25 protein-coding genes are annotated in these 25053 nt (G+C 73.4%); 19 read left to right on the forward strand and 6 right to left on the reverse strand.

The annotated features are described in order from the left end of the window. Positions 1-10 precede the first annotated feature (10 nt). Genes gspG through D9598_RS11375 form a run of 7 tightly spaced genes read left to right on the forward strand, consistent with a single transcriptional unit; the run spans position 11 to position 4041 of the window. Entirely contained in the window at positions 11-484 is a 474-nt protein-coding gene (gspG, locus tag D9598_RS11345) for a type II secretion system major pseudopilin GspG (protein WP_198366629.1), read from the forward strand. Positions 485-492: 8 nt separating this feature from the next. Further along, on the forward strand, positions 493-939 hold the full coding sequence (locus tag D9598_RS11350) for a GspH/FimT family pseudopilin (protein WP_198366630.1): 447 nt from the start codon (positions 493-495) through the stop codon (positions 937-939). Then, positions 920-1306 (forward strand): type II secretion system protein, encoded by a 387-nt coding sequence (locus D9598_RS11355; RefSeq protein WP_198366631.1) that lies wholly within the window; start codon positions 920-922, stop codon positions 1304-1306. Before D9598_RS11350 ends, D9598_RS11355 begins: the two co-directional genes overlap by 20 nt. After that, a complete protein-coding gene (locus D9598_RS11360) occupies positions 1303-1926 on the forward strand; it encodes a prepilin-type N-terminal cleavage/methylation domain-containing protein (protein WP_198366632.1) in 624 nt (207 codons plus the stop codon). Before D9598_RS11355 ends, D9598_RS11360 begins: the two co-directional genes overlap by 4 nt. Continuing rightward, entirely contained in the window at positions 1923-3020 is a 1098-nt protein-coding gene (locus D9598_RS11365; protein ID WP_198366633.1) for a PilN domain-containing protein, read from the forward strand. Before D9598_RS11360 ends, D9598_RS11365 begins: the two co-directional genes overlap by 4 nt. Further along, positions 3017-3571, forward strand: a complete 555-nt coding sequence (gspM, locus tag D9598_RS11370) for a type II secretion system protein GspM (protein WP_198366634.1) — start codon at positions 3017-3019, stop codon at positions 3569-3571. Before D9598_RS11365 ends, gspM begins: the two co-directional genes overlap by 4 nt. Further along, positions 3568-4041 carry a hypothetical protein gene (locus D9598_RS11375; protein ID WP_198366635.1) on the forward strand — a complete coding sequence of 158 codons (474 nt, stop codon included), beginning with the start codon at positions 3568-3570 and terminating at the stop codon, positions 4039-4041. Before gspM ends, D9598_RS11375 begins: the two co-directional genes overlap by 4 nt. 5 nt (positions 4042-4046) lie before the next feature. Here the strand turns inward: D9598_RS11375 and D9598_RS11380 are convergent, their stop codons facing one another. Both D9598_RS11380 and D9598_RS11385 read right to left on the reverse strand, forming a co-directional pair. Further along, complete coding sequence (locus D9598_RS11380) at positions 4047-5057, reverse strand: NAD(P)-dependent oxidoreductase (protein WP_198366636.1); 1011 nt, start codon at positions 5055-5057, stop codon at positions 4047-4049. A 110-nt stretch (positions 5058-5167) separates the two neighbouring features. Beyond that, on the reverse strand, positions 5168-5803 hold the full coding sequence (locus D9598_RS11385) for an aspartate/glutamate racemase family protein (RefSeq protein WP_198366637.1): 636 nt from the start codon (positions 5801-5803) through the stop codon (positions 5168-5170). A gap of 73 nt (positions 5804-5876) precedes the next feature. Here D9598_RS11385 and D9598_RS11390 point away from each other — a divergent pair, with 73 nt between their 5' ends. The 10 genes from D9598_RS11390 to D9598_RS11435 all read left to right on the forward strand — a co-directional run bounded on the left by D9598_RS11390 (position 5877) and on the right by D9598_RS11435 (position 16685). Further along, positions 5877-6734: a MurR/RpiR family transcriptional regulator gene (locus D9598_RS11390; protein ID WP_198366638.1), complete on the forward strand. Its 858-nt coding sequence runs from the start codon at positions 5877-5879 to the stop codon at positions 6732-6734. Then, on the forward strand, positions 6731-8092 hold the full coding sequence (locus D9598_RS11395) for an aspartate aminotransferase family protein (protein ID WP_198366639.1): 1362 nt from the start codon (positions 6731-6733) through the stop codon (positions 8090-8092). Before D9598_RS11390 ends, D9598_RS11395 begins: the two co-directional genes overlap by 4 nt. 34 nt (positions 8093-8126) lie before the next feature. After that, entirely contained in the window at positions 8127-9140 is a 1014-nt protein-coding gene (locus D9598_RS11400; RefSeq protein WP_370591995.1) for an amino acid ABC transporter substrate-binding protein, read from the forward strand. A 180-nt stretch (positions 9141-9320) separates the two neighbouring features. Beyond that, the gene (locus D9598_RS11405) at positions 9321-10130 is read left to right on the forward strand and encodes an ABC transporter permease (RefSeq protein ID WP_198366640.1); all 810 of its coding nucleotides are present in this window, start codon (positions 9321-9323) and stop codon (positions 10128-10130) included. Between the two features lie 29 nt (positions 10131-10159). Next, positions 10160-11209, forward strand: coding sequence for an ABC transporter ATP-binding protein (locus tag D9598_RS11410; RefSeq protein ID WP_198366641.1), 1050 nt, complete (start codon positions 10160-10162; stop codon positions 11207-11209). 66 nt (positions 11210-11275) lie between these two features. After that, a complete protein-coding gene (locus D9598_RS11415; protein WP_198366642.1) occupies positions 11276-12313 on the forward strand; it encodes an extracellular solute-binding protein in 1038 nt (345 codons plus the stop codon). A gap of 3 nt (positions 12314-12316) precedes the next feature. Beyond that, a complete protein-coding gene (locus D9598_RS11420; protein ID WP_198366643.1) occupies positions 12317-13144 on the forward strand; it encodes an ABC transporter permease in 828 nt (275 codons plus the stop codon). A gap of 23 nt (positions 13145-13167) precedes the next feature. After that, entirely contained in the window at positions 13168-14769 is a 1602-nt protein-coding gene (locus tag D9598_RS11425) for an amidohydrolase family protein (protein ID WP_198366644.1), read from the forward strand. Continuing rightward, on the forward strand, positions 14766-15734 hold the full coding sequence (locus D9598_RS11430; protein WP_198366645.1) for a GTP-binding protein: 969 nt from the start codon (positions 14766-14768) through the stop codon (positions 15732-15734). Before D9598_RS11425 ends, D9598_RS11430 begins: the two co-directional genes overlap by 4 nt. Positions 15735-15914: 180 nt before the next feature. After that, the gene (locus tag D9598_RS11435; RefSeq protein WP_198366646.1) at positions 15915-16685 is read left to right on the forward strand and encodes a hypothetical protein; all 771 of its coding nucleotides are present in this window, start codon (positions 15915-15917) and stop codon (positions 16683-16685) included. A gap of 17 nt (positions 16686-16702) precedes the next feature. On the opposite strand, the gene D9598_RS11440 is transcribed toward D9598_RS11435, so the two are convergent. Then, entirely contained in the window at positions 16703-17842 is a 1140-nt protein-coding gene (locus D9598_RS11440) for a hypothetical protein (protein ID WP_198366647.1), read from the reverse strand. A 7-nt stretch (positions 17843-17849) separates the two neighbouring features. Then, positions 17850-18875 carry a glycosyltransferase gene (locus D9598_RS11445; RefSeq protein WP_198366648.1) on the reverse strand — a complete coding sequence of 342 codons (1026 nt, stop codon included), beginning with the start codon at positions 18873-18875 and terminating at the stop codon, positions 17850-17852. Positions 18876-19015: 140 nt separating this feature from the next. Between D9598_RS11445 and D9598_RS21485 the strand changes: the two genes are divergently transcribed. After that, positions 19016-21322, forward strand: a complete 2307-nt coding sequence (locus D9598_RS21485) for a glycosyltransferase (protein ID WP_198366649.1) — start codon at positions 19016-19018, stop codon at positions 21320-21322. A gap of 65 nt (positions 21323-21387) precedes the next feature. Here D9598_RS21485 and D9598_RS11455 read toward each other — a convergent pair whose 3' ends face one another. Both D9598_RS11455 and D9598_RS11460 read right to left on the reverse strand, forming a co-directional pair. Next, positions 21388-22605: a DUF1501 domain-containing protein gene (locus D9598_RS11455; protein WP_198366650.1), complete on the reverse strand. Its 1218-nt coding sequence runs from the start codon at positions 22603-22605 to the stop codon at positions 21388-21390. Further along, the gene (locus tag D9598_RS11460) at positions 22602-23936 is read right to left on the reverse strand and encodes a DUF1800 family protein (protein ID WP_198366651.1); all 1335 of its coding nucleotides are present in this window, start codon (positions 23934-23936) and stop codon (positions 22602-22604) included. Before D9598_RS11460 ends, D9598_RS11455 begins: the two co-directional genes overlap by 4 nt. 150 nt (positions 23937-24086) lie before the next feature. Here D9598_RS11460 and D9598_RS11465 point away from each other — a divergent pair, with 150 nt between their 5' ends. Next, positions 24087-25052 carry a DnaJ C-terminal domain-containing protein gene (locus tag D9598_RS11465; protein ID WP_198366652.1) on the forward strand — a complete coding sequence of 322 codons (966 nt, stop codon included), beginning with the start codon at positions 24087-24089 and terminating at the stop codon, positions 25050-25052. Position 25053 lies beyond the last annotated feature (1 nt).

Consider the following 25053-nt stretch of genomic DNA (forward strand, 5'->3'; position numbering starts at 1 on the left):
ACGCCCTGCCATGACCCCGTCCCCCCTTCCGATCCCCGCGCGCCGCCGGCGGGTCGTTCCCGCGCGCCTCCGGCGGGCCGCCCGGCCCGGCTTCACCCTGGTCGAGCTGCTGGTGGTGCTGGTCATCCTGGGCCTGCTGGCGTCGATCGCCGCCCCGCAGGCGATGCGCTACCTGGGCGGCGCCCGGCACGACGCGGCGCGGTTGCAGCTCCAGGGCCTGTCCACGGCGGTGGACCTGTTCCGCCTCGACACCGGCCGCTACCCCAGCCGGGAGGAGGGGCTGGCAGCGCTGGTGCAGGCGCCCTCCGGCTCGGAGCGATGGAACGGACCCTATGTCCGCAAGGCGGAGCACCTGATGGACCCCTGGGGCCGCCCCTACCGCTATCGCGCCCCTGGCGAGCACGGGGCCTACGATCTCTTCACCCTGGGCGCCGACGACCGCGCCGGCGGCCAGGGCGAGGATCGCGACGTGACGAGCTGGTAGGGCGCGCCATGCCCCGCCCCGCCCCCGCCGCGCCCGGCTTCACCCTGGTGGAGACGATGGTGGTGCTGCTGATCCTGGGCCTGGCGGCCAGCGCCGTGCCGCGCCTGTGGGGCGCCGGGCAGGGCGCGCTGCTGCGCGACACCGCCCGGCAGGCGGCGGCGCTGCTGCGCGAGGCACGCGCCGAGGCGCGGCGGAGCGGGCGCGAGACCCTGGTGGTCTTCGACACGGCGCGCGGCAGCCTCCAGCGTCCGGGCGCCGCCGCCCTCGGCGTCACGCCCGGCCTGGCCCTGGCGGTCGAGGCCCCGCTGGCGGAGGCCGGGGAGGCGGGGCGCCTCGCCATCCGCTTCGATGCCGAGGGCGGCTCGACCGGCGGCCGCGTCCGGCTGTCGCGCGGTGGCATGACGGCCGCGGTGGAGGTCGACTGGATGACCGGCCATGTCCGCCTCTTCGAGTGACGCGCCGCGCCGGCGGCGGACGGCGCCCGGCTTCACGCTGGTGGAGGCCCTGGTGGCGCTGGCGGTGATCGGCGGCGTGCTCGCCGCCCTTTTGCCGGCCCTGGCGGCCACGCTGCGCGCCAAGGCGGGGCGCGAGGCGGATCTCGCCGCGCTGGCCCTGGCGCAGTCGCTGCTGGAGGCCCATGCCCCGCCCGGCGCCGCCCGGCCCGGCCATCTGGAGGGGCGCGCGCCGGAGGGGCCCTGGCGTGTCGAGACAGGGCCGGGCGAGGCCGGCGCGCCCGGGCTGGCGCTCCATCCGGTGCGCGTCACGGTGGGGGCGGTGGTGCTGGAGACGCTGCGCCCGGGCCCGGCCGGGGGGGCGCCATGATCCGGCGCTCCGCTCCCGGCCTGACGCTGGTCGAGACGCTGGTCGGGCTGGTGCTGCTCGGGCTGGTGATGAGCCTGGCGCTGAGCGCCCTCGGGCTGGTCGGGCGGGCCGGGCGGGTGGCGGCGGCGGACCGGACCGAGCTTGGGCTGGTGCAGGATCTGCTGCGGCTGCGGCTGCTGGCCGCCCTGCCCATCCCGGAAGAGGGCCGGAGCGGCGGCGCCGCGGCGCTGATCTTCGAGGGGCGTCCGGAGGCCCTGGCCTTCGTCGCCGAACTGCCGCCGCGTTTCGGCCTGGGCGGTCCGGCGCTGCTCGGCCTGCGGCACGAGCAGGGCGCCCTGCTGCTCTCCTGGCGCGCCCTGCCGGGTGGCGAGGCGGGGAAGGGGGGGCCGGAAGGCCGTTCCGGGCGGCGCCTGCTCGAAGGCGTCGAAGCGCTCCGCCTGCGCTACTTCGGCGCGCCCCGTCCGGGCGAGGCGGCGCTCTGGCGGGATACGTGGTCGGAGGCGGCCGTGCTGCCGATGGCGATCGAGCTGAACCTCGACTTCGCCGCGGAGGATGCGCGCCGCTGGACGCCGCTGGTGGTGGCGCCGCGGCTGGCGCACAGACGGGAGGCCGGGGGATGAGCCTGCGCGAGACGGTGGGGCGGGCGCGGCGGGGGGCGGAGGCCTTCCTGCGCTGGTGGGGCGCCGAGCTGCGGGACATGCTGCCCCCGCGATGGCGCGGCCGCCGGCGACGCCTGGTGGTGGACCTGCGGGGCGCCGCGCCCGGGCTGGCCCGCCTGCAGGGCGGGCGCGTGCAGCCGATGGGGCCCCTGGCCGGCCGCGCCCCCGCCGCGCTGGGGCGGGCACGCCGGCTGATCCTGCTGGTGCCGCCGGCCTGGGTCCTGCGCCGGGTGCTGACCTTGCCGGCGGCCGCCGAGGCCCGCCTGGGCGAGGTGCTGGACTTCGAGATCGAGCAGCACGTCCCCTTCGCCGCCGCCGAGGTGCTTTGGGATGCGCGGGTGCTGCGCCGCCTGGCCGAGGCGCAGCGGATCGAGGTGGAGGTGGCGGTGTTGCCGCGGGCCGCCATCGCGGAGGCCGCGCGGGCCGCGCGGGGGCGGGCTGCCCATGCCGTGCTGGAGGCCCGCGGCGATCCGGCCGCGCCCTGGCCGGCCATCCCGCTGGACGGGCTCGCGCCGCCCGCCCGGCGCTGGCGCGGGCCGCTCGAGGCGGGACTCGCCGCCGCCGTGCCGTTGCTGGCGCTGTATCTGGGTCTCGCCGCCCTGTGGGCGGGCGAGGAGCGCGTCCTGGCGGCGGAGGCGGAGGCGGCGGCGGCCCGGCGCGGCGCCGAGCGCATCCTGGCCCTGGAGGCCGGGAACCAGGCCCTGCGCGAGCGCCTGTCGGCGGCGGCGGCCCTGCGCGGCGGGCGGCCGGCGGCGGTCGCCGTGCTGGAGCAGGTGGCGGCCCTGCTGCCGGACGATGCCTGGCTGACCGAGTTCCGGCTGGCCGGCGACCAGCTGCTGCTGACCGGCTTCGCCGCCCGCTCCGACGCCCTGCTCGGGCAGCTCGACGCGGCGCCCGGCTTCCGCAACCCGCGCTTCGCCGCGCCAGTGACGCGCGGGCCGCGCGACCCGGCGGACCGTTTCCAGGTGGCGCTGACGCTCGTCGCGCCGGAGCGGGCCGTGGCCGCCGAGGCCCCGCTCACCGGGCCGGCGCGGCTGGCGGAGAGCCGGCCATGACCGGGCTCTCCCCGACCGTGCGCCGGATGGTCGCGCTCGCCCTGCTGGCCGTGCCGCCGCTGCTGCTCTGGAGTCTCCTCCTGGCGCCCTGGCTGGAGGCGCGGGCGAGGCAGGCGGCCCGGCTGGAGGCGGCCGAGACGATCCGGGCCCGCGGCCTGGCCCTGCTGGCGCGCGAGCCGGCGCTGCGCGCCGAGAACATGGCGCTGCGCCAGGCGCTGTCGGGCGTGGCCGACCTTCCGGCGGCGGGCAGCCATGCCCTGGCCGGCGCCGAATGGCAGCGGCGGCTGCGCGAGGCGGCGCGACGGCACCGCGCCGCGGTGCACAGCCTGGAGACGTTGCCGGAGGAGCGGACGGGCGATGGGATGATCGGGCTGCGGGGCCGCCTGCAGGCGGATGCGGAGGGTCTGCGCGACCTGCTCGCGGAGCTGGAGGGCGGCCGCGCGCCGCTGCAGGTGCGGGGCCTGACCCTGGCGATGGGCACGGCCGGCCGCCGCCTGCTGGAGATCCAGTTCGAGCTGCGCGGCCCCTGGGCCGGGGAGGCGCGGCGATGAGCATCCGCCTGCTCCTGCCGCTGCTGGCGCTGGGCGGCCTCGCCTGGCTGGGCCTCGCCGAGAGGGGGGAGGATGGCCCGCCGCCGGCGCCCGTCCTTCCCGCGGGCGCGGTCCCCGTCATCCCCGCCCTGCCGCCGCCGCCGGCGGGCCCCTGGGCGGAGCAGGTGGAGCGGCCGCTCTTCGTCCCGGGTCGCCGCCCGCCGGAGGTGGCGGCACCGGTCGCCGAGGCCAGCGAGCCGGAGCCGGAGGCGCCCGCCGCCGCGCTCGGCGTGGTGCTGCGCGAGGGGCGGGCCCTGGCCCTGCTGCGCCTCGCCGATGGCCGCAGCCTGCGCGTCGCGGTGGGCGAAGCACCGGATGGCTGGGAGGTCGTCCGCATCACCGGGGAGGAGGTCGAGCTGCGGCGCGGCGCGCGCAGCCTGACGCTGGGCGCGCGGTTGAGTGGCGCCGAGGGCCTGCGGCGGGTGGACTGAGGCGCTCAGGCCGCGTCCAGCATCGCCCCGCCATGGCGCCGCCACCAGGCTTCCAGGTGCCGGGCGGACTCCCGCAGTCCGTGCCGGGCCTGCCAGCCGAACTCCTCGCGCAGGCGGGCGGGGTCGAGCGGCGCACGGTCGGAGACGGCGTAGAGGTCGATATTCGGCGCCTCGCCGGGGGCCGCCAGGCGGCAGGCGAAGCCCTGGCCGCGCAACCGCGCCACGGCCTCACCCCATTCGAGCAGCGACCAGCGGCCGGGGAAGGTGAGGTTGTAGAGGCTGTGCCGCGCCGTGCCCGCTTCCAGCAGGTGGCAGACGGCCCTCGCCGCATCCGGCGCGTAGAGCCAGTCGCGCAGGCCCGCGCGCGGCAGCAGCGCCGCCTCGCCGCGCGCCGCGGCCCGCAGGATCTGGTAGGGGGGGCTCATCGTGTCGCGCAGGCCCGTGGCATATTCCCAGGGACCGAAGACGGTGCTCAGGCGCAGGCTGAGGAAATCGAGGTCCCAGAGCTCCGCCAGCCGCTCGCCCGCCCATTCGCTGGCCAGTTTGGTGATGCCGTAGATGCGTTGCGGGCGCGCCGGGTCCGTCTCGCTCAGGACCGCCCGTTCCGGCGCGGCGCCATAGGCGGCGGCGGAGCTGAGATGGATGACGCGGCGCAGGCCGGCCGCCCGGGCGGCGCGCAGGATGCCCGGCATGGCGCCAAGATTGACCGCCAGGAGGGATTCCGGGTCGCGGGCCTCGCGGGCCGGGCCGGGGGTGATCGCCGCCCCCGCCACCAGCGCATCGGCCCCGGGCGGGAGCATGGCCCGCAGGAGCGCCGGCTCGGTCACATCGGCGATCGCCGTCTCGAGGCGGCCCGGCAGGGCGCGGAAGGCCAGGCTGGCGGCGGCGGGGAGGGGTGCGCGGTCGATACAGAGGACGTCATGGCCCCGCCGCAGCAGGGCCTCGGCGATATTGAGGCCGACGAAGCCGCTGCCACCGAGGATGACGACGTGGAGGCCGGGGCGACGGGCGGGCATGCTGTCGGATATCCGGTGAGCCCCCGGTGCGCGATGCGCCGGCGCGGCGCGGGAATGATGCGCGCCGGGGAGGGCGGGGGCAACCATGGCGAGGAGCGGGCTCGCCCCCTTCAGCCGGCGCCGAGCAGCCGGCGCAACTTGCGCACCGCGCTCTCCGGGGTGGTCAGCACCGGCCGGCCGGTGATCTCGGCCACCCGGGGCGCGGCCGAGGCCAGGCTGAACTGGGCCAGGGCGATGACATCGCAGCCGGCGAGATCGCGGGCCGCCTCGCCGGCCAGCCGGTCGTGCTCCGCCGCGTCGCCCCGGTCCAGCGCCGCCAGGGCGCCCTCCGCCAGGCGTGGCCGCAGGGCGAGGCCGGCGGGGAACTCCGGCGGCATGGAGGCGAGGGTCGGGGCGAAGCTGGCCAGGAGCCCGATGCGCCCGCCGGCGGCGGCGGCCTCCTCGATCATCGCCTCGTTCGGCTTCAGCACGGGAATTCGGGGAAACTCCCGCTGCACCGCCTCGATGCAGGGGCCGAAGGCCGAGCAGGTGAAGAGGATGCCGTCGGCGCCGGTGCCGAGCGCATAGCGGGCGAGGGCGAGAAAGCGGCCGGTCATGGCGGGCGTCAGGGTGCCGTCGCGGGCCAGATCAGCGGAGAGGCTGTCGTCGAGCAGGTTCATCAGCCCCGCCTCCGGCCAGAGCCGCGCGAAGGCGGCCTCGATCGGCGGCGGCGAATGGCGCAGGGCGTGGATCAGGGCGATGCGCATCGGGGGGTCTCCTCGGCGTCGGCGTTCGGAAACGGATGTTGCATTCACCATGGAGTAATGCAACAGATGTTTCATGCGCGAGACCTCGCCGATCGACCTGCTGCGCCAGGCCCTGCCGGGGCTGCCGCCCCGCCTGCAGGCGGCCGGGCGCTACGTCGCGCAGCACGACTTCGACGCCGCCACGCGCTCCATGCGCGATCTCGCCGCCGCCGCCGGCGCCCCTCCCGCCACCTTCACTCGTCTGGCCCAGGCCCTGGGCTATACCGGATGGGAGGCCCTGCGTGAGGCGCTGATCGAGGCCCGCCGTGGCGCAGGCGGCGCGCCTTATTCGGCGCGGGCGCGGCGGAACCCGGGCGGAGATCTCCCCGCCGCCATGCTGGCGGCCGATGCCGAGGCCCTGGCGCGCCTCGATCCGGCGCCGGTGGCCGCGGCGGCGCGGGCCCTGCACGAGGCGCCGCGGATCTGGATCGCGGGCTTCCGCTCCTGTCGCGGCGTGGCGCAGCTGCTGCACTACCAGCTCCGGCTGTTCCGCCCCGACAGCGTGCGGCTGATCGGCGGCGCCGGCCCGGAGGATCTCGACCTCGGCGCGCTGCGCCCCGGCGACGCGGCGGTGCTGATCAGCTTCGCGCCCTATTCGCGCGCCATCGTCCTGGCCGCCCGCGCGGCGCGGGAGGGCGGCTGCACCACCATCGCCCTGGCCGACCGGCCGCATGCGGCGATGGCCGAGGGCGCCGCCCACCTGCTGCGCTTCGATGCCGCCACCTCGCCCGGCTTCTTTCCCAGCCTGACCGGCGCGCTGGCGCTGGCCCAGGCGCTCGCCGCCGCCTGCTTCGCCCTGGGTGGCGAGGCGTCCCTGGTCCGCCTGCGCGAGACCGAGGCGCGGCTGGCCGCCATCGCCGCCTATACCCCCGAGCAGGACCTCCCGTCATGAACGCCGAACCCGCCGCCCGCCGCAGCCGTGTGCTGCACCGCTCCTCCCGCGCCACGCCGCCGATGGCGGTGGGCGGCCACGGCGCCTGGCTGGTCGAGGCCGGCGGGCGCGAGATCCTCGACGCCTCGGGCGGCGCCGCCGTCTCCTGCCTGGGGCATCAGCACCCGCGCATCGTCGAGGCGATCAAGCGGCAGGCGGACCGGCTCTGCTACGCCCATACCGGCTTCTTCACCAACGCGCCGGCCGAGGCGCTGGCGGAGGAGCTGGTCGGCCATGAGCCGGGCGGCCTGGCACAGGCCTATTTCGTCGCCGGCGGCTCGGAGGCGGTGGAGGCCGCCATCAAGCTGGCGCGGCAGTACTTCCTCGAGATCGGCCAGCCGGAGCGGACGCGCTACATCGCCCGGCGGCAGAGCTATCACGGCAACACGCTGGGCGCGCTCTCGGCCGGCGGCAACGCCTGGCGCCGGGCGCCCTATGCCCCGCTGCTCTCGCCGGCCTTCAGCCATGTCGCGCCCGCCTTCGCCTATCACGAGCAGCGGCCGGAGGAGGACGAGACGGGCTTCACCGCGCGCCTCGCCGCCGAGCTGGAGGCGGAGTTCCAGCGCCTCGGCCCGCAGAATGTCGCGGCCTTCATCGCCGAGCCGGTGGTGGGCGCCACGGCCGGCTGCGTCCCCGCGCCGGAAGGCTATTTCCGCGCCGTGCGCGAGATCTGCGACCGGCACGGCGCGCTGCTGATCCTGGACGAGGTGATGTGCGGCATGGGCCGCACCGGCACGCTGCACGCCTGGGAGCAGGAGGGCGTGGCGCCGGACATCCAGGCCATCGCCAAGGGACTGGGCGGCGGCTATCAGCCGATCGGCGCGGTGCTGTTGCAGGGTCGCATCGCGGAGGCCGTCGAGCGGGGTTCCGGCGCCTTCCAGCACGGGCACACCTACCTGGCCCATGCCATTGCCTGCGCCGCCGCCCTGGAGGTGCAGACGGTGATCCGGGAGGAGGGGCTTCTGGAGAGGGTCCGCGCCATGGGCGCGCTGCTGGAGCAGCGGCTGACCGAGCGCCTCGGCAACCACGCGCATCTCGGCGAGATCCGCGGGCGTGGCCTGTTCCGCGCCGTCGAGCTGGTGGCCGACCGTGCCCGCCGCGCGCCCTTCGACCCGTCCCTGCAGCTCCATGCCCGGATCAAGCGGGAGGCCTTCGCCCGCGGCCTCGCCTGCTACCCCGGCGGCGGCACGGTGGATGGCCGCGGCGGCGACCATGTGATGCTGGCGCCGCCCTACATTGTCACCCCGGCCGAGATCGAGTTGATCGTCGAGCGGCTGGGCGAGGCCGTGGACGCCGCGCTGCGCGGCCTGCCCGCCTGATCCCGCACCTTCCCGAAAGAGAGACACGCACGGCATGATGAAGCCCCTTCTCCTCGCGGCCGGCCTCGCCCTCGCCGCCACCACCGCGCCCGCCATGGCGCAGACGCTGGACACGGTGAAGCAGCGCGGCCAGCTGATCTGCGGTGTCAGCACCGGCTTTCCCGGCTTCTCCATGCCGGACAGCCAGGGCGTCTATCGCGGCCTCGACACCGATTACTGCCGCGCGCTGGCCGCCGCCGTGCTGGGCGACGCCACGAAGGTCCGCTTCGTCGGGCTGACGGCGCAGAACCGCTTCACCGCCCTGCAATCGGGCGAGGTGGATGTGCTGATGCGCAACTCCACCCAGACCTTCCTGCGCGACGCCTCGATCGGGCTGCAGATGGGGCCGGTGAACTTCCATGACGGCCAGGGCTTCGCGGTGAAGCGCGAGCTGGGTGTCAGCAAGGTGGCGGAGCTGGACGGCGCCACCATCTGCGTGGCGCAGGGCACCACGCATGAGGTGACGCTGGGCGACCATGCCCGCGCCCATGGCCTGAAGTTCCAGCCCGTCGTCTTCGAGCGGCCGGACACCATGTACCAGGCCTTCTTCGCCGGCCGCTGCGACGCCATGACGCAGGACGCCTCGGCGCTCGCCGGCGCGGTCAGCGTGGCGCCCAATCCGCAGGACTACGTGGTGCTCGCCGAGACCATCTCGAAGGAACCGCTTGGCCCCTTCACCCGCAACGGTGACGCGCAGTGGTCGAAGATCGTCGCCTGGCTGCATCACGGGCTGGTCGAGGCGGAGGAGGCCGGCATCACCCAGGCCAATGCGGAGGAGCAGGCCAAGGGCGCCAATCCCGTGGCGCAGCGCCTGCTCGGCACATCCGGCGAATTCGGCAGCCGGCTCGGTCTGGACAACCGCTGGATGCTGAACGCCGTCAAGGCGGTCGGCAACTACGGCGAGATCTTCGAGCGCAATGTCGGGAAGGGCGGCCAGCTCAAGCTGGAGCGCGGGCTGAACGGCTTGTGGAGCAAGGGCGGCTTGATGTACGCCATCCCCTTCCGGTAAGTCCGGCACGGGTCCGGGATGGGGCGGGGCCGGGCGGGTGCGTCCGGCCCCGCCGCCGATTCCGGGCGGCATCGTCATGGCCTCGGGGCCTGTGGAGGGCGCGGCGACAGGGGTTGCCGAACGGCGCCATCGCCCATAGGGACGCCGTGGGATGAGGCCGCGACGAAGGAAGGATCGCCGATGAGACCTGCCGACACCCGCCGTTGGCTGCTGCACGGCAGCATCGCCGTCACCTATGCGGTGATCCTGGCGCCGGTTGTCATGGTCATGGTGATCAGTGTCTTCCGGCAGGAGATCGTGAGCTTCCCGCCCGCCGGCTTCACGCTGGAATGGTACGTCAATGCCTGGGCGCGGCAGGAGTTCGCCCGCGGCTTCGCCACCAGCTTCCAGGTCGCGCTCCTGGCCACGCTGATCGGCGTGCCGCTCGGCACCGCCGCCGCCCTCGCCCTGCAGCGCAGCCGCATCCGTGGCAAGGCGGCGCTGAACACCCTGCTGCTCGGCCCGCTCGCCGTGCCGGGCGTGGTCGCGGGTACCGCCCTCTACATGTTCTACCTGCGCGCGGAGTTCTGGATCGATCGCGACATCACCGCGACGCTGCAGGGGCTGGTCGCGGCGCATGTGCTGCTGACCATCCCCTGGACGGTGCGCCTGGTCTCGGCGAGCCTCGCCGGGCTCGACGTCTCGGCCGAAGAGGCGGCGGCCAATCTCGGCGCGCGGCCGCTCACCGTCTTCCGCCGCGTCACGCTGCCGATGATGCGGCCCGGCATCGTCGCCGCGGCGCTGTTCTCCTTCATCCAGAGCTTCGAGAACCTGGAGCTGACGCTGCTGCTGGTGGGGCCTGGGCGCACCACCCTGCCGGTCGCCATGCTGAGCTACCTGGAATTCCGCGTCGATCCGACGCTGGCCGCCGTGGCCACGGTGCAGATCCTGCTGGTGGCGGTGCTGATGCTGGTCACCGATCGTTTCGTTAAGCTGTCGCGCGTGGTCTGATGCGCCGCCGAGCCGCTGGAGGAGTCTGAATGGGAAGTCTGGTGCTGGAGGCGCTGGTCAAGCGGTATGGCGCCTCCACCGCGGTGGAGCGCGTCGATCTCGACGTGCGGCAAGGCGAGATGGTGGCGCTGCTCGGCCCCTCGGGCTGCGGCAAGACGACGACGCTGCGCATGGTCGCCGGCTTCATCACCCCGAGCGAGGGCAGGGTGCTGATCGGCGGCAGGGATGTCACGCGCATGCCGCCCTACGCGCGCGACACCGGCATGGTCTTCCAGTCCTACGCCCTCTTCCCGCATATGAGCGTGGCGCAGAACGTCGCCTTCGGGCTGGAGATGCGCAAGGTCGGCCGCGCCGAGCGGGATGCGCGGGTGATGGAGGCGCTGCGCCTCGTGCAGCTCGACCACCTGGCCGACCGCCTGCCGCGCCAGCTCTCCGGCGGGCAGCAGCAGCGCGTGGCGCTGGCCCGCGCGCTGGTGGTCAACCCGGCCGTCTTCCTGCTCGACGAGCCGCTCTCCAATCTCGACGCCAAGCTGCGCGGCGAGGTGCGGATGGAGATCCGCGCCCTGCAGCAGCGCCTCGGCCTAACCACGCTGATCGTCACCCATGACCAGGAGGAGGCGCTGACCATGGCGGACCGGCTGGTGGTGATGGAGAAGGGGCGGGTGCGGCAGGTCGGCACCGCCGAGCAGCTCTACGAGGACCCGGCCGATCCCTTCGTCGCCGGCTTCGTCGGGCGCTGCAACCTGCTGGAGGGGCGGGTCGAGGCGCCGGGCCGCTTCCGCACCCGCGCGGGCGACCTCCTGCTCTGCCAGGCCGGCGGCGACGCGGGCGAGGCCATCCTGGCGCTGCGGCCCGAGCGCATCGCGCTGCGGGCCGGCGGCGAGGGTCCGGCGCGGCTCGCGGCTCTCACTTACCTTGGCGCGCAGACGGAGTACCATGTGGACTTCGGCGCCACGCGGCTGGTGGTGATCGGCGCCACCCCCGCCGCCGCCGATCCGCTGCGGCGGCTGGCCGCGGGCGACGCCGTGACCCTCGTCTGGGAGGCCTCGGCCGCCCGGCTGCTGCCCGCCGCCGCCTGAAGCCGCCGTCTGCAACCTTCGCCTGAATTGCCGCCCATCGCATTCCGAGAGACAGGAGACGCGCCCATGACCATCACCCGCCGCGCGGCGCTCGCCGGCAGCGCCGCCGCCCTCGCCTCGATTACCGCCGGCCTGCCCGGCCATGCCCGCGCGCAAGGCGGGCAGGTCGTCGTCGGCACCTGGGGCGGCGATTATGGCGAGCTGCTGCGTCAGAACATCGATGCGCCGCTGATGCGGCCCAAGGACATCGAGGTGCTGCAGGACATCGCCAACGCCGATCCGCGCAAGACCAAGCTGCTGGCCGAGCGGCAGGCGCGGCGCGGCACCTATGACGTGGCCTGCCTGTCCGATACCGACATGCACATGATCGGCCAGCAGAACGTCTTCGACACGATCGACACCGCGAAGCTCAGCCGCAACGGCGCCATCATCCCGGCGCTGCGCAAGCCCTATGCCGTGCCGCATATCTATTCGGCCCTTGTGCTGCTCTACAATCCGGACAAGATGCCGAAGCCCGAGGGCTTCGCCGCCATGCTGGACCCGAAGTACCGCGGCCGCGTCGGCTTCTCCGACATCCTCTACAGCACCAACACCTTCGCCGCCGCCATGGCGGCCGGCGGCGCCTTCGACAATTACGAACCGGCGAAGAAGTCGCTGATGGACCTGCGCGGGCTCGATGCCAAGGTCTATCCCTCCAACGAGGCGGTGGCCGCCGCGCTCAAGTCGGAGGAGATCTGGATGACGCCGATGTGGCTGGCCCGCGGCTTCATGTGGCAGAAGGCCGGCATCCCGGTGAAGCATGTGGTGCCGCAGGAGGGTGCCTATGCCATCGTCTTCGAGTGCGGCGTGCCGAAGAACGCACGCAACAAGGACAACGCCTACACCTGGCTCGACGCCTCGCTCGACGCCAGGGCCCAGACCGCCTTCGCCGACCGCATGGGCTACCTGCCGACCGTGACCGACGCCGCGCTGCCGCCCGAGATCATGCAGCAGATCGGCCTGAGCGAGGCGGAGCAGCAGCGGCTGCGCGCGCCGGACTACGACTATCTGCTGAAGAACCACGCCGGGATCCTCGACTTCTGGAACAAGCAGTTCAAGGGCTGAGCCATGGCCGCGCTCGTCCTCCCCGCCGGGCTGCTGGTGGTGCTGTTGCTGGTGGCGCCGATGCTGCTGCTGTTCCGCATCTCGCTCAACCGCTTCAGCCCGACCGAGCTGATGGTGGAGGCGACGACGGCGCAGAACTATCTCCAGGCCGTCCAGGACCCGTATTACCAGCAGGTGCTGCTGACCACGCTCGGCATCGCCCTCGGCTGTACCCTGGTGACGCTGGTCATGGGCTTCCCGGCGGCCTACTGGCTGGCGCGCATGGAGAGCCGCTGGAAGAGCCTGGCCACCATCGTCACGCTCTTTCCGCTGCTGGTGGGCAATGTGGTGCGCGCGGCGGGCTGGATGGCGCTGCTCGGCAATGAGGGCGCGATCAACGCGGCGCTGATCGGGCTCGGCCTGATCTCGGCGCCGCTGCCGCTGCTCTACAACACCGGCTCCGTCGTGGTCGGCATCGTCGCCGTGGTGCTGCCCTACATGATCCTGACGCTCGCCGCCGTGATCGAGGGCATCCCGCGCCAGACGGAGGAGGCGGCCGCCAACCTGGGCGGGCGGCCGATGACGGTGTTCCGCCGCGTGCTGCTGCCGCTGGCGCTGCCGGGGGTGATGGCGGGTTGCGTCCTGGTCTTCATCCTCTGCATGAACACCTATGCCAGCGCGGTGCTGCTGGGCGGCCCGCAGTTCAAGATGATGGCGCCCGCCGTGTACGATCAGTTCGTGCGCGGCAACAACTGGCCCTTCGGCGCCGCGCTCGCTTTCATCCTGCTCACCGTGACCCTGGTGCTGACCGTGCTCGGCAGTGCCCTGATCGGTCGCAAGTACCGTCGCTGACGGAGAGGAACGGAGGACCCGCCATGGCCACAGACCAGGACAAGCCCGAGGTCGGCGAGGAGATGACCGCCCGCAACGCCGCGCGGGGCATGCCGCCGGTGCCGGCGGCGGAGGGGCGCGACCGGGGCGTGGGGCCGTTCCGCCGGCTGGTGCTGCGCGGCGCCACGGTGATCGACGGCACCGGGGCGCCGCCCTGGGGACCGGTCGACCTCGTCATCGAGCAGGGGCGCATCGCCGCCATCCAGGCCGTGGGCACGCCGGGCAAGCCGATCGACCCGGCGCGCCGCCCGGCCCCCGGCGAGCATGAGATCGACTGCCACGGCAAGTTCGTGACGCCCGGGCTGATCGACTGCCACACCCATATCGGCGTGCCCTATCACGCGCTGCACGGCTCGGTCGCCTCGGCCGACTATGTCTATAAGCTCTGGCTGGCGCATGGCGTGACCACGGTACGCGAGATGGGCTGCTTCAGCGGCCTCGGCTGGGTGGCGCAGCAGCGGCAGGCCTCGGCGGAGAACGCCATCGCCGCGCCACGCATCCTGGCGCACCCCTATTTCCCCGCCGTCAACGACATGCTCAAGACCATCCACACGCCGGAGGAGGGCAGGGCCTGGCTGCGCCGGGCGAAGGAGCGCGGTGCGGATGGCGTGAAGTTCTTCGGCGCGCCGCCCGCCATCATGAAGGCGGCGCTCGACGAATGCGCCAGGCTCGGCCTGCGCTCCGGCTGCCACCACGCGCAGCAGGCGGTGACGCGGATGAACGCGCTGACGACCGCCGAATGGGGCCTGACCAGCGCCGAGCACTATTACGGCCTGCCCGAGGCGCTCTATGACGACCGTGTGGTGCAGAGCTACCCCACCGGCTACAACTACAATGACGAGTACTTCCGCTTCTCCGCCGCCGGCCAGACCTTCCTGCAGGCGGCGGAGCCGGGCAGCGCGAAGTGGAACGCGGTGCTCGACCGCTTCCTGGAGATCGGCTTCACCTTCGTCCCCACCATGACGATCTACGACGCCAACCGCGACCTGATGCGGTTCCGGCGCGCCGACTGGCATGACGACTACACCTGGCCCAGCATGTGGCGCTACTTCCAGCCGGCGCGGGGCGGGCATGGCGCCTACTGGTACCGCTGGTCGGTCACCAACGAGGTGGAGTGGAAGCACCACTACCGCCTCTGGATGGCCTTCCTCAACGCCTACAAGAACCGCGGCGGCCGGGTCTGCACCGGCAGCGATTCCGGCTTCATCTTCCAGACCTTCGGTTTCGGCTACATCCGCGAGCTGGAGCTGCTGCAGGAGGCCGGCTTCAACGCGCTGGAGGTTTTGCGCTCCGCCACCATCCAGGGCGCCGAGCTGCTCGGCATCGACCAGGAGACCGGCAGCATCGAGGTCGGCAAGGCGGCCGATCTCCTGGTGCTGGACGAGAACCCGCTGGACGACTGGAAGCTGCTCTACGGCACCGGCGCGCTGCGGCTGAACGATGCGACCGGCCGGCCGGAATGGCGCCGCGCCCTGCGCCACACCATCCGCGCCGGGCTGGTCTTCGACGTGGCCGAGCTACTGGCCGACCTGCGCGGCATGGTGGCGGCCGAGAAGGAGAAGGAAGCGGCGGGCGCCCCCCTGTGAGCAGGGGCACGACCGAGTTCGTGCTGCTGTCGGGCTTCCTCGGCAGCGGCAAGACCTCGCTGCTGCTGGACTGGCTGGCCCTGCCGGAGGCGGAGGACACCGCCGTCATCGTCAACGAGGCGGGCGAGATCGACATCGACGGCGCCATCATCGCGGAGTCCGGCACGCTGCCCATGGCCATGCTGGCCAATGGCTGCGTCTGCTGCACGTTGACCAGCGACCTGGTCTTCACCATCCGCGAGCTGGTCGCGGCGCGCGAGCGGGACGGTGGGCCGCCGTTCCGCCGCATCGTGCTGGAATGCAGCGGCCTGTCGAAGCCGGGTCCGATCCTGCGATCGCTGATGCCGCTGGCGGCGCTGGGGCTGCAGGTGCGTGTCGTGACGCTGTGCGACGCGGTGCTGGCGCCGCGCCAGGCGGAGCATTTCGAGGAATGGTCGGCACAGGTGGCCGCCGCCGGCACGCTGGTGCTCAGCAAGCTGGACCGCGCGGCGCCCGAACCCGCCATCGCGGCGCTGCGGGCGGTCAATCCCCTGGCGCCGGTGGTGGCGGAGGCGGACGGTGCCGCCCGGGCGCGCACCACCTTCCTGTCCACGCGGGGGGCAGCCCCCGTGGCCGGCCTGCCCCAGGCGGCGCCGCATCCCCGCATCACCCTGGCCCTGGCGCGCTTCACCCCGGCGGCGAGCTGGGAGGAGCGACTCGACTGGCTGGAGGATCTGGCGGCCTTCTGCGGCGACCGCCTTCTCCGGGTGAAGGGGCTGCTGCATCCTCCCTCCGGCCCGCCGCTGCTGGTGCAGGGGGTGGGGACCGTCTACAGCCCCCTGGCCCCCTTGCCGGGCGCCATCGGGCGCGAGGAGGCGCTGGTGGTCATCCTGCGGGACCTGACGCTGGCCGAGCTGCGGAGCATGGCGCCGGAGACGCTCGTGGAGTGGCAGCAACCCTCGGCACGCGGTCTGGCCTGCTTCTGAAAGCCCGATCGGCCTCCCTCTTCAATCCATTGGATTTGTGGCATCTCTCCCATGGCGGGACGACGCTGGCCTTGGATGGTGGCATAACAGCGCATGTCCACCCGCGCGGGTTGCCGAAGGCTGTCTCCTGCGTCTGGCGTGTGTTAGCCTCGGCATCATCGCCTGAACGGAGAGGCTCGCTTGACCGGCACGATGACCGAGGATGCTTTGCTGTCCGGCCTGGATCTGACACGGTTGGGCGAGGCGGACCGCCTGGTGGCGGGCGCGGCCCAGCGGCTCAGGGCCGAGGCCCTGGATGGCCGGTTGGCGCCGGCGCTGGCGCGGCTCGATCCGGCCATGCGCGGGGCGCTGGATCTCCTCGTGCAGGAAATGGCGCGGCTTGGCGCCGAGGTGGAAGCGGCGCGCCAGGCGGTGGAGGCCGCGCAACGCGGGCGGGAGGCGGCCATCCGGCTGGATCCCCTGCGCTATATTCCCGGCTCGCGCGGCCGGCCGGCCGGGCTGCCGCCGGACCGCTTCGACCTCGCCGCCGACGATGCCGCCTTCAACGGCGCCGGCTGGTATGAAGCGGAGCGCTCGAGCCGCGGCGCCTGGCGGTGGGGCGGCCGGCACGGTCCCTACAGCACGCTTCTGGTCCCGACGCTCGGCGGGGGCGCCCTGCGCCTGGGTCTGCACCTCTCCATGCCTTTCCAAGCCACCTTCGACCTGGAGGCGGCGACGCTGCTGGCCAATGGCCAACCGCTGGACCTCCGGCTGCAGGAGGGGTCCACGGACCGCGCGCCGCGTTTGGCCGCGGAGTTCGACCTGCCCGAGGATGGCGGCACCGGCAGCCTTTCCCTGGTGCTGATGGCACCCCGGCACCACATGGCCGCTGCGGAGGGCGAGACGCCATCCGACTCCCGCGCCCTGGGTCCGGGTTTCGTGGGCCTGACCCTGGAGCGGCGCGCCGGCTGAGAGGGCGCGGCGCTCCCTCAGCCGGCCCTGGCCTGGCCGCCCTGGTAAAGCTGCACCAGAAAATCGGTGCTCAACTCATTGAATCCCCAGAAATTACGCAGGGAGAGACGTAGGCTGTTGGCCGGCAGGCGGAAGCGCCAGCCATCCGGCCGGGTGACGGGCAGGAGGGGGGCCAGGATGCTCCGCCAGACATCGGTCTCCAGCAGGCCGTCCACCAGGCTCAGATGCTGGCCGGGCCGCGCGGCGCCGCGGCCGCCCGCCAGGTCGAAGGGCGAGCGGTGAAGGATGCGCGCGGCGGTATCGAAATAGGGCGCCTCGACCAGCAGGCTCGAACTCACCCCCACCACCTCCCGCAGGCCCGGATGCGCCAGCAGGGCATAGGCATTGGCCCGCACCATCCGCACCTGCCGGAAGGGGATGCCGGTGCGGAAGAGGCCGAAATCGCCGCTGTTGTAGGGGTGCGGCTTGAAGGCGACGCAGCCGTCCCGCCGCAGCAGGGCGCGCACCGCCCCGGCATGGTCCTCAAGATTGACGACCCGGCCGCCATCGACCAGCGAGCGGTCCAGGCTGGTCTGCCCCACCAGCAGGGCGGGCGCCTCCAGCGCGAGGTCAGGCCGCAGCTTCAGCGCCGTGGCCGAGACCAGGTCGGCCCAGCCATGGAAGGCCTCGGGGTCGGTGTGGTGCGACAACAGCGCGGCGAAGACCTCCGCGTCATTGGTCTGCACGGCGAAGAAGACGTCCGGCAGGAAGCGGACCGGATGGATGTTGAGGTCGACATAGGGGATGTCGAGATGCGACAGGGTCCGCTTGAACCATTCTGCCAGTTCGAAGCCGACCACGATGGCATCGCCGAAGGTGGCCTCACAGGTCTCCAGCACGGCGGCCGGCACGGTTCCGGCATCGAAGAAGCCGGCCCAGCCCGCCGCGCTGGGCTCGGCCCCGAACCAGGCGTAGAAGGCGGCGGCATCGAGGCCGTCACCCCAGCTCAGGCAGTCGACCGGCAGTCGGCTGGCCTCGCCGAGATGCCGGCGCAGCAGCCGGTAGAGCCAGCGGATGTTCTCCGTCTGCGAGGGCCTGAAGCCCTTCTCCACGGGCCGCAGGAAGTCCCCGGTGACGATGATGCGCCGGAGGGGGATGTGCCGGAGGGGGGAGGCCATGCGCGCCTCAGGCCCTGGCCGCCAGGGCCGCCATGAAGCGCTCGGCGGCGGCGCTGATGGCGGGCGGGCCATGCCGGCGCTCGACCAGGGCCCGCGCGCTCTCGCCCATGCGGCGCCGCCGCGGCTCGTCGCGCAGCAGCGCCTCCACCGCGGGCAGCAGGACCTCCCGCTCGACCAGCAGGCCCTCCGTCCCGTCGGTCAGCCCGCCATAGACCGTGTCGCGGCAGGCGATCACGGGCAGACCGCAGGCCATGCCCTCGACCATGGCGCGCGGCAGGCCATCCATGGTGGAGCAGTGCACCATCAGGCGGCAGCGCTTCAGCAGGGGGAACAGCTGCGCATGGGACAGTTGGCCGGGAAGGCTGAGATGGCCTGGAGAGAGGGCGCCCTGGCGCAGCGCCTCGGACGGGTTGCCGCCGCCGACCAGGGCGACACGCCAGTCGCGCGTGAGCGGCAGCAGCATCGCCTGGTTCTTCCGCGCCTCGCGGAAGTTGCCGACATTGACGATGTCGTGCAGCGGCGCGGCGGGCTCCGGGCGGGTCGCCTCGAGGTCGATGTACTTCGGCATGACGTAGCCCCGGCCCCGCGCGGCGAAGGCCGGGAAGTGCCGCTCCAGCTGCTCCTCGTATTCGCCGAAGACGAACTCCGCGCCGTCCAGCACGCGGTCACGGATGCTGCCGCCGACGATGAAGCCGTACCGCTGCCCTGCCCCCAGCCCGTGCAGGAGGAAGGCGTTGATGTCATAGCTCAGGCCCTTGAAGATCAGCAGGTCGGGTGCGAAGCCGCGCAGGGTCTCCAGCATCGCCGCCGAGGTCTTGCGATGCGGGATCGGTGGGGCCGGCAGGTCCTCCGGGCAGAAGATGGTGTCCACCGCGCCGTCCAGGAAGCTCTCCCGTTCGATCGCGCGGCCGCCATGGATGCGGAAGGCGGCCGCTTCCACACCCATGCCACGCAGGCGGGACAGGAAATGCAGCTCCCGAAGGGCGCCGGTCATCGACCGGTCGGCATGGCTCATGATCAGGGCGAGGCGCATGGGTCGGGCGGCGGTCCCTGGCTGGCGGAGATGGACGCCGCACCCTAGAACGGACTAGAAGCTTAAGGAAGTGTCACAACCCCACGCCGCGACTTCGCGTGGTTCCGCGTCTCTTCGTTGAGGAAATGGCTGACCGTTCCATGCGTTTCCTGGTCATCTCCCCGACACCGAGCCATCCCGCCAATGCCGGCAACCGGCAACGGATCCAGGCGCTGCTGCGCGGCCTGCGCCGTTTCGGCCATGGCATCGACTTCTGCTTCATCGCACGCGAGGCCGTCGCCGAGGAGGATCTGGCGGCGATGCGGGGCGCCTGGGATGAGGTGATCCTGCTGCCGCACGACCGGGCCGCCGAGCGGCGCAGCCTGGGCGAGGTGTATGGCATCGACGACTGGTTCCAGCCGCCGGCCGCCGCGGCCCTGGCGCAGCTGGCGGCCGAGCGGCACTACGACGCGGTCCTGGTCGAATATGTGTTCCTCAGCAAGGCCTTGGAGTATTTTCCCGAGACGACGCTGAAGGTCATCGACAGCCATGACGTCTTCTCGGGCCGGCAGGAGCGGCTGCGCGCCCTCGGCCTCCCGCCCGCCTTCTTCTACACCACCCCGGCGGAGGAAGGACGTGGCCTGGACCGCGCCGATCTGGTCCTGGCCATCCAGGATGAGGAGAGGGCGCAGCTCGAGGAGATCACCCGCGCCGCGGTGGTGACGCTCGGCTTCGTGCCCGATCCGCTTCCCGATGCGGCGCCGCGCCGGGAGGGCGGCGGGAGCGGGGTGGCCGGCTATCTCGGCAGCGCCAACCCGATCAACCAGGCGGCGCTGAAGGCCTTCCTGCGGGCGCTCGACCTGGACGCCGTGGCGCGGGAGGGCGGCAGGATCCGGATCGGCGGCGGTGCGGGGCAGGCGACGGCGGGGCTGGAGGGGCCGCTCGAGGTGGCGGGGCCCGTCGCCGAGGCGGCGCCCTTCTATGCCGGGCTCGACCTGGCGCTCAATCCGCACCAGGGCGGCACCGGGCTCAAGATCAAGTCGGTCGAGGCGCTGGCGCATGGCTGCCCGCTGATCGGCACCGCCGACGCCCTGCTCGGGCTGGAGCCGGAGGAGCCGTTCCACGCCGCCGCCGATGCCGCCGCCCTGGCCCCGGCGCTGCATCGCTTCCTGGCCGAACCCGCCTTCCGGGAGCGCGTGGCCGAGGGCAGCCGGCGCCTGTTCCACCGCTACGCCGCGACCGTCGGGCGGCAGATGGGCATCCTGCGCTCCCCCGCCGCGCTGCGCCTGGCCCTGGACCGGCCGCGCGTCCTGCTGGTCACGGACCTGCCGTTCTGGGAGGAGAAGCTCGGCAACCACGCGCGCATCTGCGAGATGCTGCGTGTCGGCCGGGAATGGCTCGACTTCGACCTGCTGGTCCTGCGCAGCCTCAGCCCGGCGGAGCGGGCGGCGGCGCGGCGCGTGGTGGGTGGCCGGGGCCGGGTCTTCTCCTTCCGCGACTACGCCCTTCCGGGTGTCGCGTGGATTGAGTCGTCTCCGCTGCTCAAGGGTTTCGAGAGGCGCCACTTCGCCCGCGTCTTCTTCGCCGCGCTGGAGGCGCATCTGGCGGCGCATCCCTGCGAGGCGGTGATCCTGGAATACATCCGGCTGAGCTATCTGCGCCATGCGCGGGGCCTGCCCCGCCTCACGGTGCTCGACACGCATGACGTGATGTCGCTGCGGGCGGAGAACTTCGCCCATTTCGGGCTGGACCATCACCTGCAGATCTCGGTGCAGGAGGAGCTGGCCATCATGGACAGCTTCGCCCTGGTCCTGGCCATCCAGGCCGCCGAGCATCGCTTCCTTGCCGACGCCCTGCCGGGGCGTGCCCTCTACCTGCCGCACAGCCTGCCGCACCGCTGCCGGCACGATGCCGGCCGGCCGGCGCGGCGTGTCGCCTTCGTCGGCGGCGACAGCCCGATGAACCGCGACGGGCTGCGCTGGTTCCTGGAACAGGTCTGGCCCTGCTTCCACGGCCATGAGGCCGAGCTCCACGTCGCCGGCGGGGTCTGCGCCTCCCTCGGGGCGGCGGCCGCGACGGCCGGCCGCGTCGTGCTGCATGGCGCCGTGGCGGATCTCGACCGCTTCCTCGATGCCGCCGACATCGGCATCAACCCGGTCTTCTATGGCGGAGGCCTGAAGATCAAGACCGTGGAATACCTCTGCCGCGGACTGCCCGCGGTGGTGACGCAGGAGGCGGTGCACGGCATCGAGGGGGGCGAGCCCGGCGCCTATCGCCTGGCCCGCTCGCGGCGCGACTTCGTGGCGGAGCTCCATCTGCTGCTGACCGACACCACGGTCCGGCAGCAGTGTTCGGAGGCGGCCTACCGGCTGGGGCGGCGGCAGTTCAGCCGGGCGGTGTCCGGCCAGGCTCTCCGGTCCCTGGCCGATCTGGCCCGGGCGGAGCGGCGGGAGGCCGCCGCTGCCTGATCCACGGAAAATACTTCAGGATCAGGTGCTTATGACGGTCCTTTAAGGCTGGAAGCCAAAGGCGATCAGCCCCGCAGCAGGCCCGCCTCCGGTGCCACTTCGCCGCTGTCCGGAAAGGCGGCGGCAATGGCCCTGGCATCGAGGCCGAGATGATCCCGCAACAGGCCCTTGGCGATGGCCCGCAGATCCCGCGTCGGCTGCAGGTCGCGCTTCTCGTAGAGTTGGGACTCCGCCAGGCCCGGCCAGTCCGCCAGCACCCGGCCACCGCGTATCGCGCCGCCGGCGAGCAGCGCCGCGCCGCCGGTGCCATGATCGGTGCCCTTGTCGCCATTGGCGCGGGCGGTGCGGCCGAACTCGGTCATCACCAGGATGGCGGTCTGGTTCCACGCCGCCTCGCCGAGCGTTTCGCGCAAGGCCATCAGCCCCTCGTCGAGCTGGCCGAGCACGGGATCCATGCGCCGCGTCTGGTCGACGTGGGTGTCCCAGCCGCCCATCTCCAGCGCGGCGACGCGCGGCCCGCCTGGTGCCGCCAGCAACCGTCCGGCGGTGCCGGCCAGCGCCGCGAAGCCGCCCTTGGCCGGCGGCGCCCCGCCCAGCACGCCCTCGGCATAGCCGCGCCCGCGCAGCCCCTCCCGCAGGGAGGGACCCAGCAGCGGATCGGCATGCAGCAGGTCCGCCATCCGGGCGTAGAGGTCGGGATCCGGCCGCAGCCGGCGCGGGGGCGCCCACATGCCCACCGGCTGCGGTCCGCGCATCAGCAGGGGCAGGTCGAGGCCGAGGGCGAGTGCCGCCTCGGGCCGTCCGGCCGGCCGCGCGGGCAGGCCGGCCAGGGCGCGGTTGAGCCAGCCGGAGGAGAGCCGGTGGTCGGTGCCGCTCTCCATCATGTCCTGCGCCTCGAAATGACTGCGGTTGCGGTAGGGGCCGGCCACGGCGTGGATCGGCAGCAGAGACCCTTCCCGGAAGCAGCGGTGCATCCCGCCCAGCCGGGGATGCAGGCCGAAGAAGCCGCCGCACTCCAGCAGGCCATCCTCCTGCCCCGGCTCGGGCAGGGCGACGGCGCCGCGCAGCGCGCGGTAGTCGGGATCGCCATAGGGGGCGAGCAGGGCCATGCCGTCCATCGCCCCGCGCAACAGCACCACGACGAGGCGGTGCTCGGCATGGCTGGCCGGCGGGGCGCCGGAGGCCAGGGCCAGGCGGGCATTGCCCGCCACGGCCAGGGCGGAGAGGCCGAGCAGAAGGCCACGCCGGCCGAGGCGCGGCAGATGAGGATTCGTCTGGCTCATCGGCGCTGGAACTCCGGGCTGGCGAGAAGCAGGGCGATGGCATCGCGCGGGGCGCCGGCCCGCCGGACCGCGGCGCGCGTCTCGGCCGAGGCCAGGAGGCCGAGTGCCGCCTCCAGCAGCGCCATGGGCTCGGCGCGGGTGAAGCGGCCCGCCAGGTCGTAGGACCAGTCCAGCCGGCGCAGCAGCGGCTCGGGTCCCAGCCAGGCCGAGGCCAGGTCCGGCCAGCCATTGGGTTGCGGCGCCACCCAGAGCGGCTGGTTCAGCGCGTGGCAGGCGCCGAAGGCGAAGCGGGCCAGGCGTTCGCCCTCGGCGCCGCAGGCACGCAGGGCGGCGACGATGTAGTCCTGCGGCGCCCGCAGCTTGCCCAGGGGCGGCGCCCAGGCCTCCGGCAGGCGGGGCAGGGCACGGGACACGGCCAGCAGGTCGCCCCCCGTGTCGCGCAGCACCGCCTCGATGCGGGCCACGGCGGCGGGCGGCGGGTCGTCGGCCACGAAGTGCCGTGCGAGCTTGACGGCGAGGTGCCGGTGCGTCGCCGGATGCTCGGCCAGGAAGCGCAGCGCGGCCTCGCTGGCGGCCTCGCCCTCCTCGAAGCGCCGGCCCATCAGCGTCTTGGCGCCCGGCTCGTGGTTGGCGACGCGGAACACGGCGCCGAAGGGCTCGCGGTTCCGCTGCACGCCCCAGCCGGTGAGCAGCCGGGCGAAGGCGGTGACATCCGCCTGGGTATAGCCGGACGCCGGGCTGACGGTGTGCAGTTCCAGGATCTCGCGCGCCAGGTTCTCGTTCAGCCCGCGCCCGCTGCGCCGGCCGAAGCGGCTGTTCGGGCCGACCGAGGAGTTCTGGTTGAGGTAGCTCAGCATGGCCGGGTGCCGCTCCACCGCCAGCAGCATCTCCGTGAAGCGGCCGGTGACATGCGGGCGGATGGCGTGCCGCACGAAGTCGGGCAGCGCCGCCGTGACCCCCGTGCCGCCGCGCTTGCTGACGGTGAAATGATTGGTCCAGAACGCCACCAGGCGCTCGCGATAGGGTGCCTCGCTGTCGATGCGCCAGCCGAGCGCGGTGCTCGCCTCATCGACGAAGTAGAGCTCGAGCGGCCGCTTCTGCCCCGGCTCGAAGGGCCGCATGGCATCCTGCTCCGCCCAGATGCGGTAGCCCTCGGCGAGATCGCCGGGCGTGGATCGTCCCGGCGGGGCCGGCGGGGCCGGCGGCGCGCGGTCCGGCGCCTCGAGCTGGGCGTCGAGCCAGGCCAGGGGATCGGCCGGCGGAGGGCGATCCGGCCGGAGGCCCAGGCCGAAGCGGATCTCGGCTTGCAGAGGCGAAGCGGCGGAGGACATGCACGCCAGGGTAGCAAGGCCAACGGGGCTTCCGTCCAGCCACAGAATGTTGCAGCGCCGCGACCGCTGTTCATTCCAGCGTGACCGCGCCTATCTTGGAAGGAGAGGCAGGGCGGCATCGCGGCGGCCGCCGACGGAGTTGAGACAGGAATGGCGGCCAAGGATCCCTATCAGGTGCTGGGCGTGGCCCGGACGGCGGGTGAGGACGAGATCCGCTCCGCCTACCGCAAGCTGGCCAAGCGCCACCACCCCGATCTCAATCCCGGGGACAAGGCGGCCGAGGAGCGCTTCAAGGAGGCCTCGGCCGCGCATGCGCTGCTGTCCGACGCGGAGCAGCGGGCCCGCTACGATCGTGGCGAGATCGACGCGGCGGGTCAGGAGCGGCAGCCGGAACACGCCTCCTACCGCAGCTATGCCGAGGGCGGGCAGGGACCGCGCTACCGGCCCGGCGCGGCGGGCGCGGGTGCCTCCGGCGCCTATGCCGGCTTCGACCCCGAGGATCTGGGCGACATCTTCGCCGACCTGTTCGGCAGAGGCCAGGGGCCGGGACAAGGCCCGGGCCGGGGCGGCGCCGGTCCCCGCCAGGGCCGCGACGAGCACTACCGGCTGGAGCTGGACTTCCTCGACGCGGTGAACGGCGGCACGCAGCGCCTGACGCTGCCCACCGGCAAGACGCTGGAGGTGCGGGTGCCGGCCGGCATCGAGGAAGGGCAGATCCTGCGCCTGCGCGGCCAGGGCGGCGCCGCCGGGCCGGATGGCAAGGCGGGGGACGCGCTGATCGAGATCGGCATCCGTCCGCACGCCATCTTCCGCCGCGAGGGCAACGACATCCAGCTGGAGGTGCCGGTGACCTATTCCGAGGCCGTGCTCGGCGGCAGGATCACGGTGCCGACGCCGGGCGGGCCGGTCAGCGTCACGGTGCCCCGCCACTCCGACAGCGGCACCCGGCTGCGGCTGCGCGGGCGCGGCGTACCGGCGCACGGCGGGCGGCCGGCGGGCGATGCCTATGTCTCCCTGCGCATCGTCCGGGGCGAGGTGGATCAGCGGCTGGAGGACTTCCTGCGGGAGTGGAGTGCGGAACACCCCTTCAATCCGCGACAGGGCATGGTGGATTAGG

The sequence above is a fragment of the Roseomonas sp. KE0001 genome (assembly GCF_016107285.1).
GTDB lineage: Bacteria > Pseudomonadota > Alphaproteobacteria > Acetobacterales > Acetobacteraceae > Pseudoroseomonas.

What these genes read in the sequence shown, in the direction of transcription:
- D9598_RS11350 (WP_198366630.1), top strand. Translation starts at nt 493, where the DNA reads ATGCCCCGCCCCGCCCCCGCCGCGCCCGGCTTCACCCTGGTGGAGACG.
- D9598_RS11445 (WP_198366648.1), bottom strand. Translation starts at nt 18,875, where the DNA reads ATGCGCCTCGCCCTGATCATGAGCCATGCCGACCGGTCGATGACCGGC.
- D9598_RS11420 (WP_198366643.1), top strand. Translation starts at nt 12,317, where the DNA reads ATGGCCGCGCTCGTCCTCCCCGCCGGGCTGCTGGTGGTGCTGTTGCTG.
- D9598_RS11465 (WP_198366652.1), top strand. Translation starts at nt 24,087, where the DNA reads ATGGCGGCCAAGGATCCCTATCAGGTGCTGGGCGTGGCCCGGACGGCG.
- gspG (WP_198366629.1), top strand. Translation starts at nt 11, where the DNA reads ATGACCCCGTCCCCCCTTCCGATCCCCGCGCGCCGCCGGCGGGTCGTT.
- D9598_RS11455 (WP_198366650.1), bottom strand. Translation starts at nt 22,605, where the DNA reads ATGAGCCAGACGAATCCTCATCTGCCGCGCCTCGGCCGGCGTGGCCTT.
- D9598_RS21485 (WP_198366649.1), top strand. Translation starts at nt 19,016, where the DNA reads ATGCGTTTCCTGGTCATCTCCCCGACACCGAGCCATCCCGCCAATGCC.
- D9598_RS11360 (WP_198366632.1), top strand. Translation starts at nt 1,303, where the DNA reads ATGATCCGGCGCTCCGCTCCCGGCCTGACGCTGGTCGAGACGCTGGTC.
- D9598_RS11425 (WP_198366644.1), top strand. Translation starts at nt 13,168, where the DNA reads ATGGCCACAGACCAGGACAAGCCCGAGGTCGGCGAGGAGATGACCGCC.
- gspM (WP_198366634.1), top strand. Translation starts at nt 3,017, where the DNA reads ATGACCGGGCTCTCCCCGACCGTGCGCCGGATGGTCGCGCTCGCCCTG.
- D9598_RS11390 (WP_198366638.1), top strand. Translation starts at nt 5,877, where the DNA reads ATGCGCGAGACCTCGCCGATCGACCTGCTGCGCCAGGCCCTGCCGGGG.
- D9598_RS11440 (WP_198366647.1), bottom strand. Translation starts at nt 17,842, where the DNA reads ATGGCCTCCCCCCTCCGGCACATCCCCCTCCGGCGCATCATCGTCACC.
- D9598_RS11375 (WP_198366635.1), top strand. Translation starts at nt 3,568, where the DNA reads ATGAGCATCCGCCTGCTCCTGCCGCTGCTGGCGCTGGGCGGCCTCGCC.
- D9598_RS11415 (WP_198366642.1), top strand. Translation starts at nt 11,276, where the DNA reads ATGACCATCACCCGCCGCGCGGCGCTCGCCGGCAGCGCCGCCGCCCTC.
- D9598_RS11460 (WP_198366651.1), bottom strand. Translation starts at nt 23,936, where the DNA reads ATGTCCTCCGCCGCTTCGCCTCTGCAAGCCGAGATCCGCTTCGGCCTG.
- D9598_RS11385 (WP_198366637.1), bottom strand. Translation starts at nt 5,803, where the DNA reads ATGCGCATCGCCCTGATCCACGCCCTGCGCCATTCGCCGCCGCCGATC.
- D9598_RS11405 (WP_198366640.1), top strand. Translation starts at nt 9,321, where the DNA reads ATGAGACCTGCCGACACCCGCCGTTGGCTGCTGCACGGCAGCATCGCC.
- D9598_RS11380 (WP_198366636.1), bottom strand. Translation starts at nt 5,057, where the DNA reads ATGCCCGCCCGTCGCCCCGGCCTCCACGTCGTCATCCTCGGTGGCAGC.
- D9598_RS11355 (WP_198366631.1), top strand. Translation starts at nt 920, where the DNA reads ATGTCCGCCTCTTCGAGTGACGCGCCGCGCCGGCGGCGGACGGCGCCC.
- D9598_RS11410 (WP_198366641.1), top strand. Translation starts at nt 10,160, where the DNA reads ATGGGAAGTCTGGTGCTGGAGGCGCTGGTCAAGCGGTATGGCGCCTCC.
- D9598_RS11400 (WP_370591995.1), top strand. Translation starts at nt 8,127, where the DNA reads ATGATGAAGCCCCTTCTCCTCGCGGCCGGCCTCGCCCTCGCCGCCACC.
- D9598_RS11365 (WP_198366633.1), top strand. Translation starts at nt 1,923, where the DNA reads ATGAGCCTGCGCGAGACGGTGGGGCGGGCGCGGCGGGGGGCGGAGGCC.
- D9598_RS11395 (WP_198366639.1), top strand. Translation starts at nt 6,731, where the DNA reads ATGAACGCCGAACCCGCCGCCCGCCGCAGCCGTGTGCTGCACCGCTCC.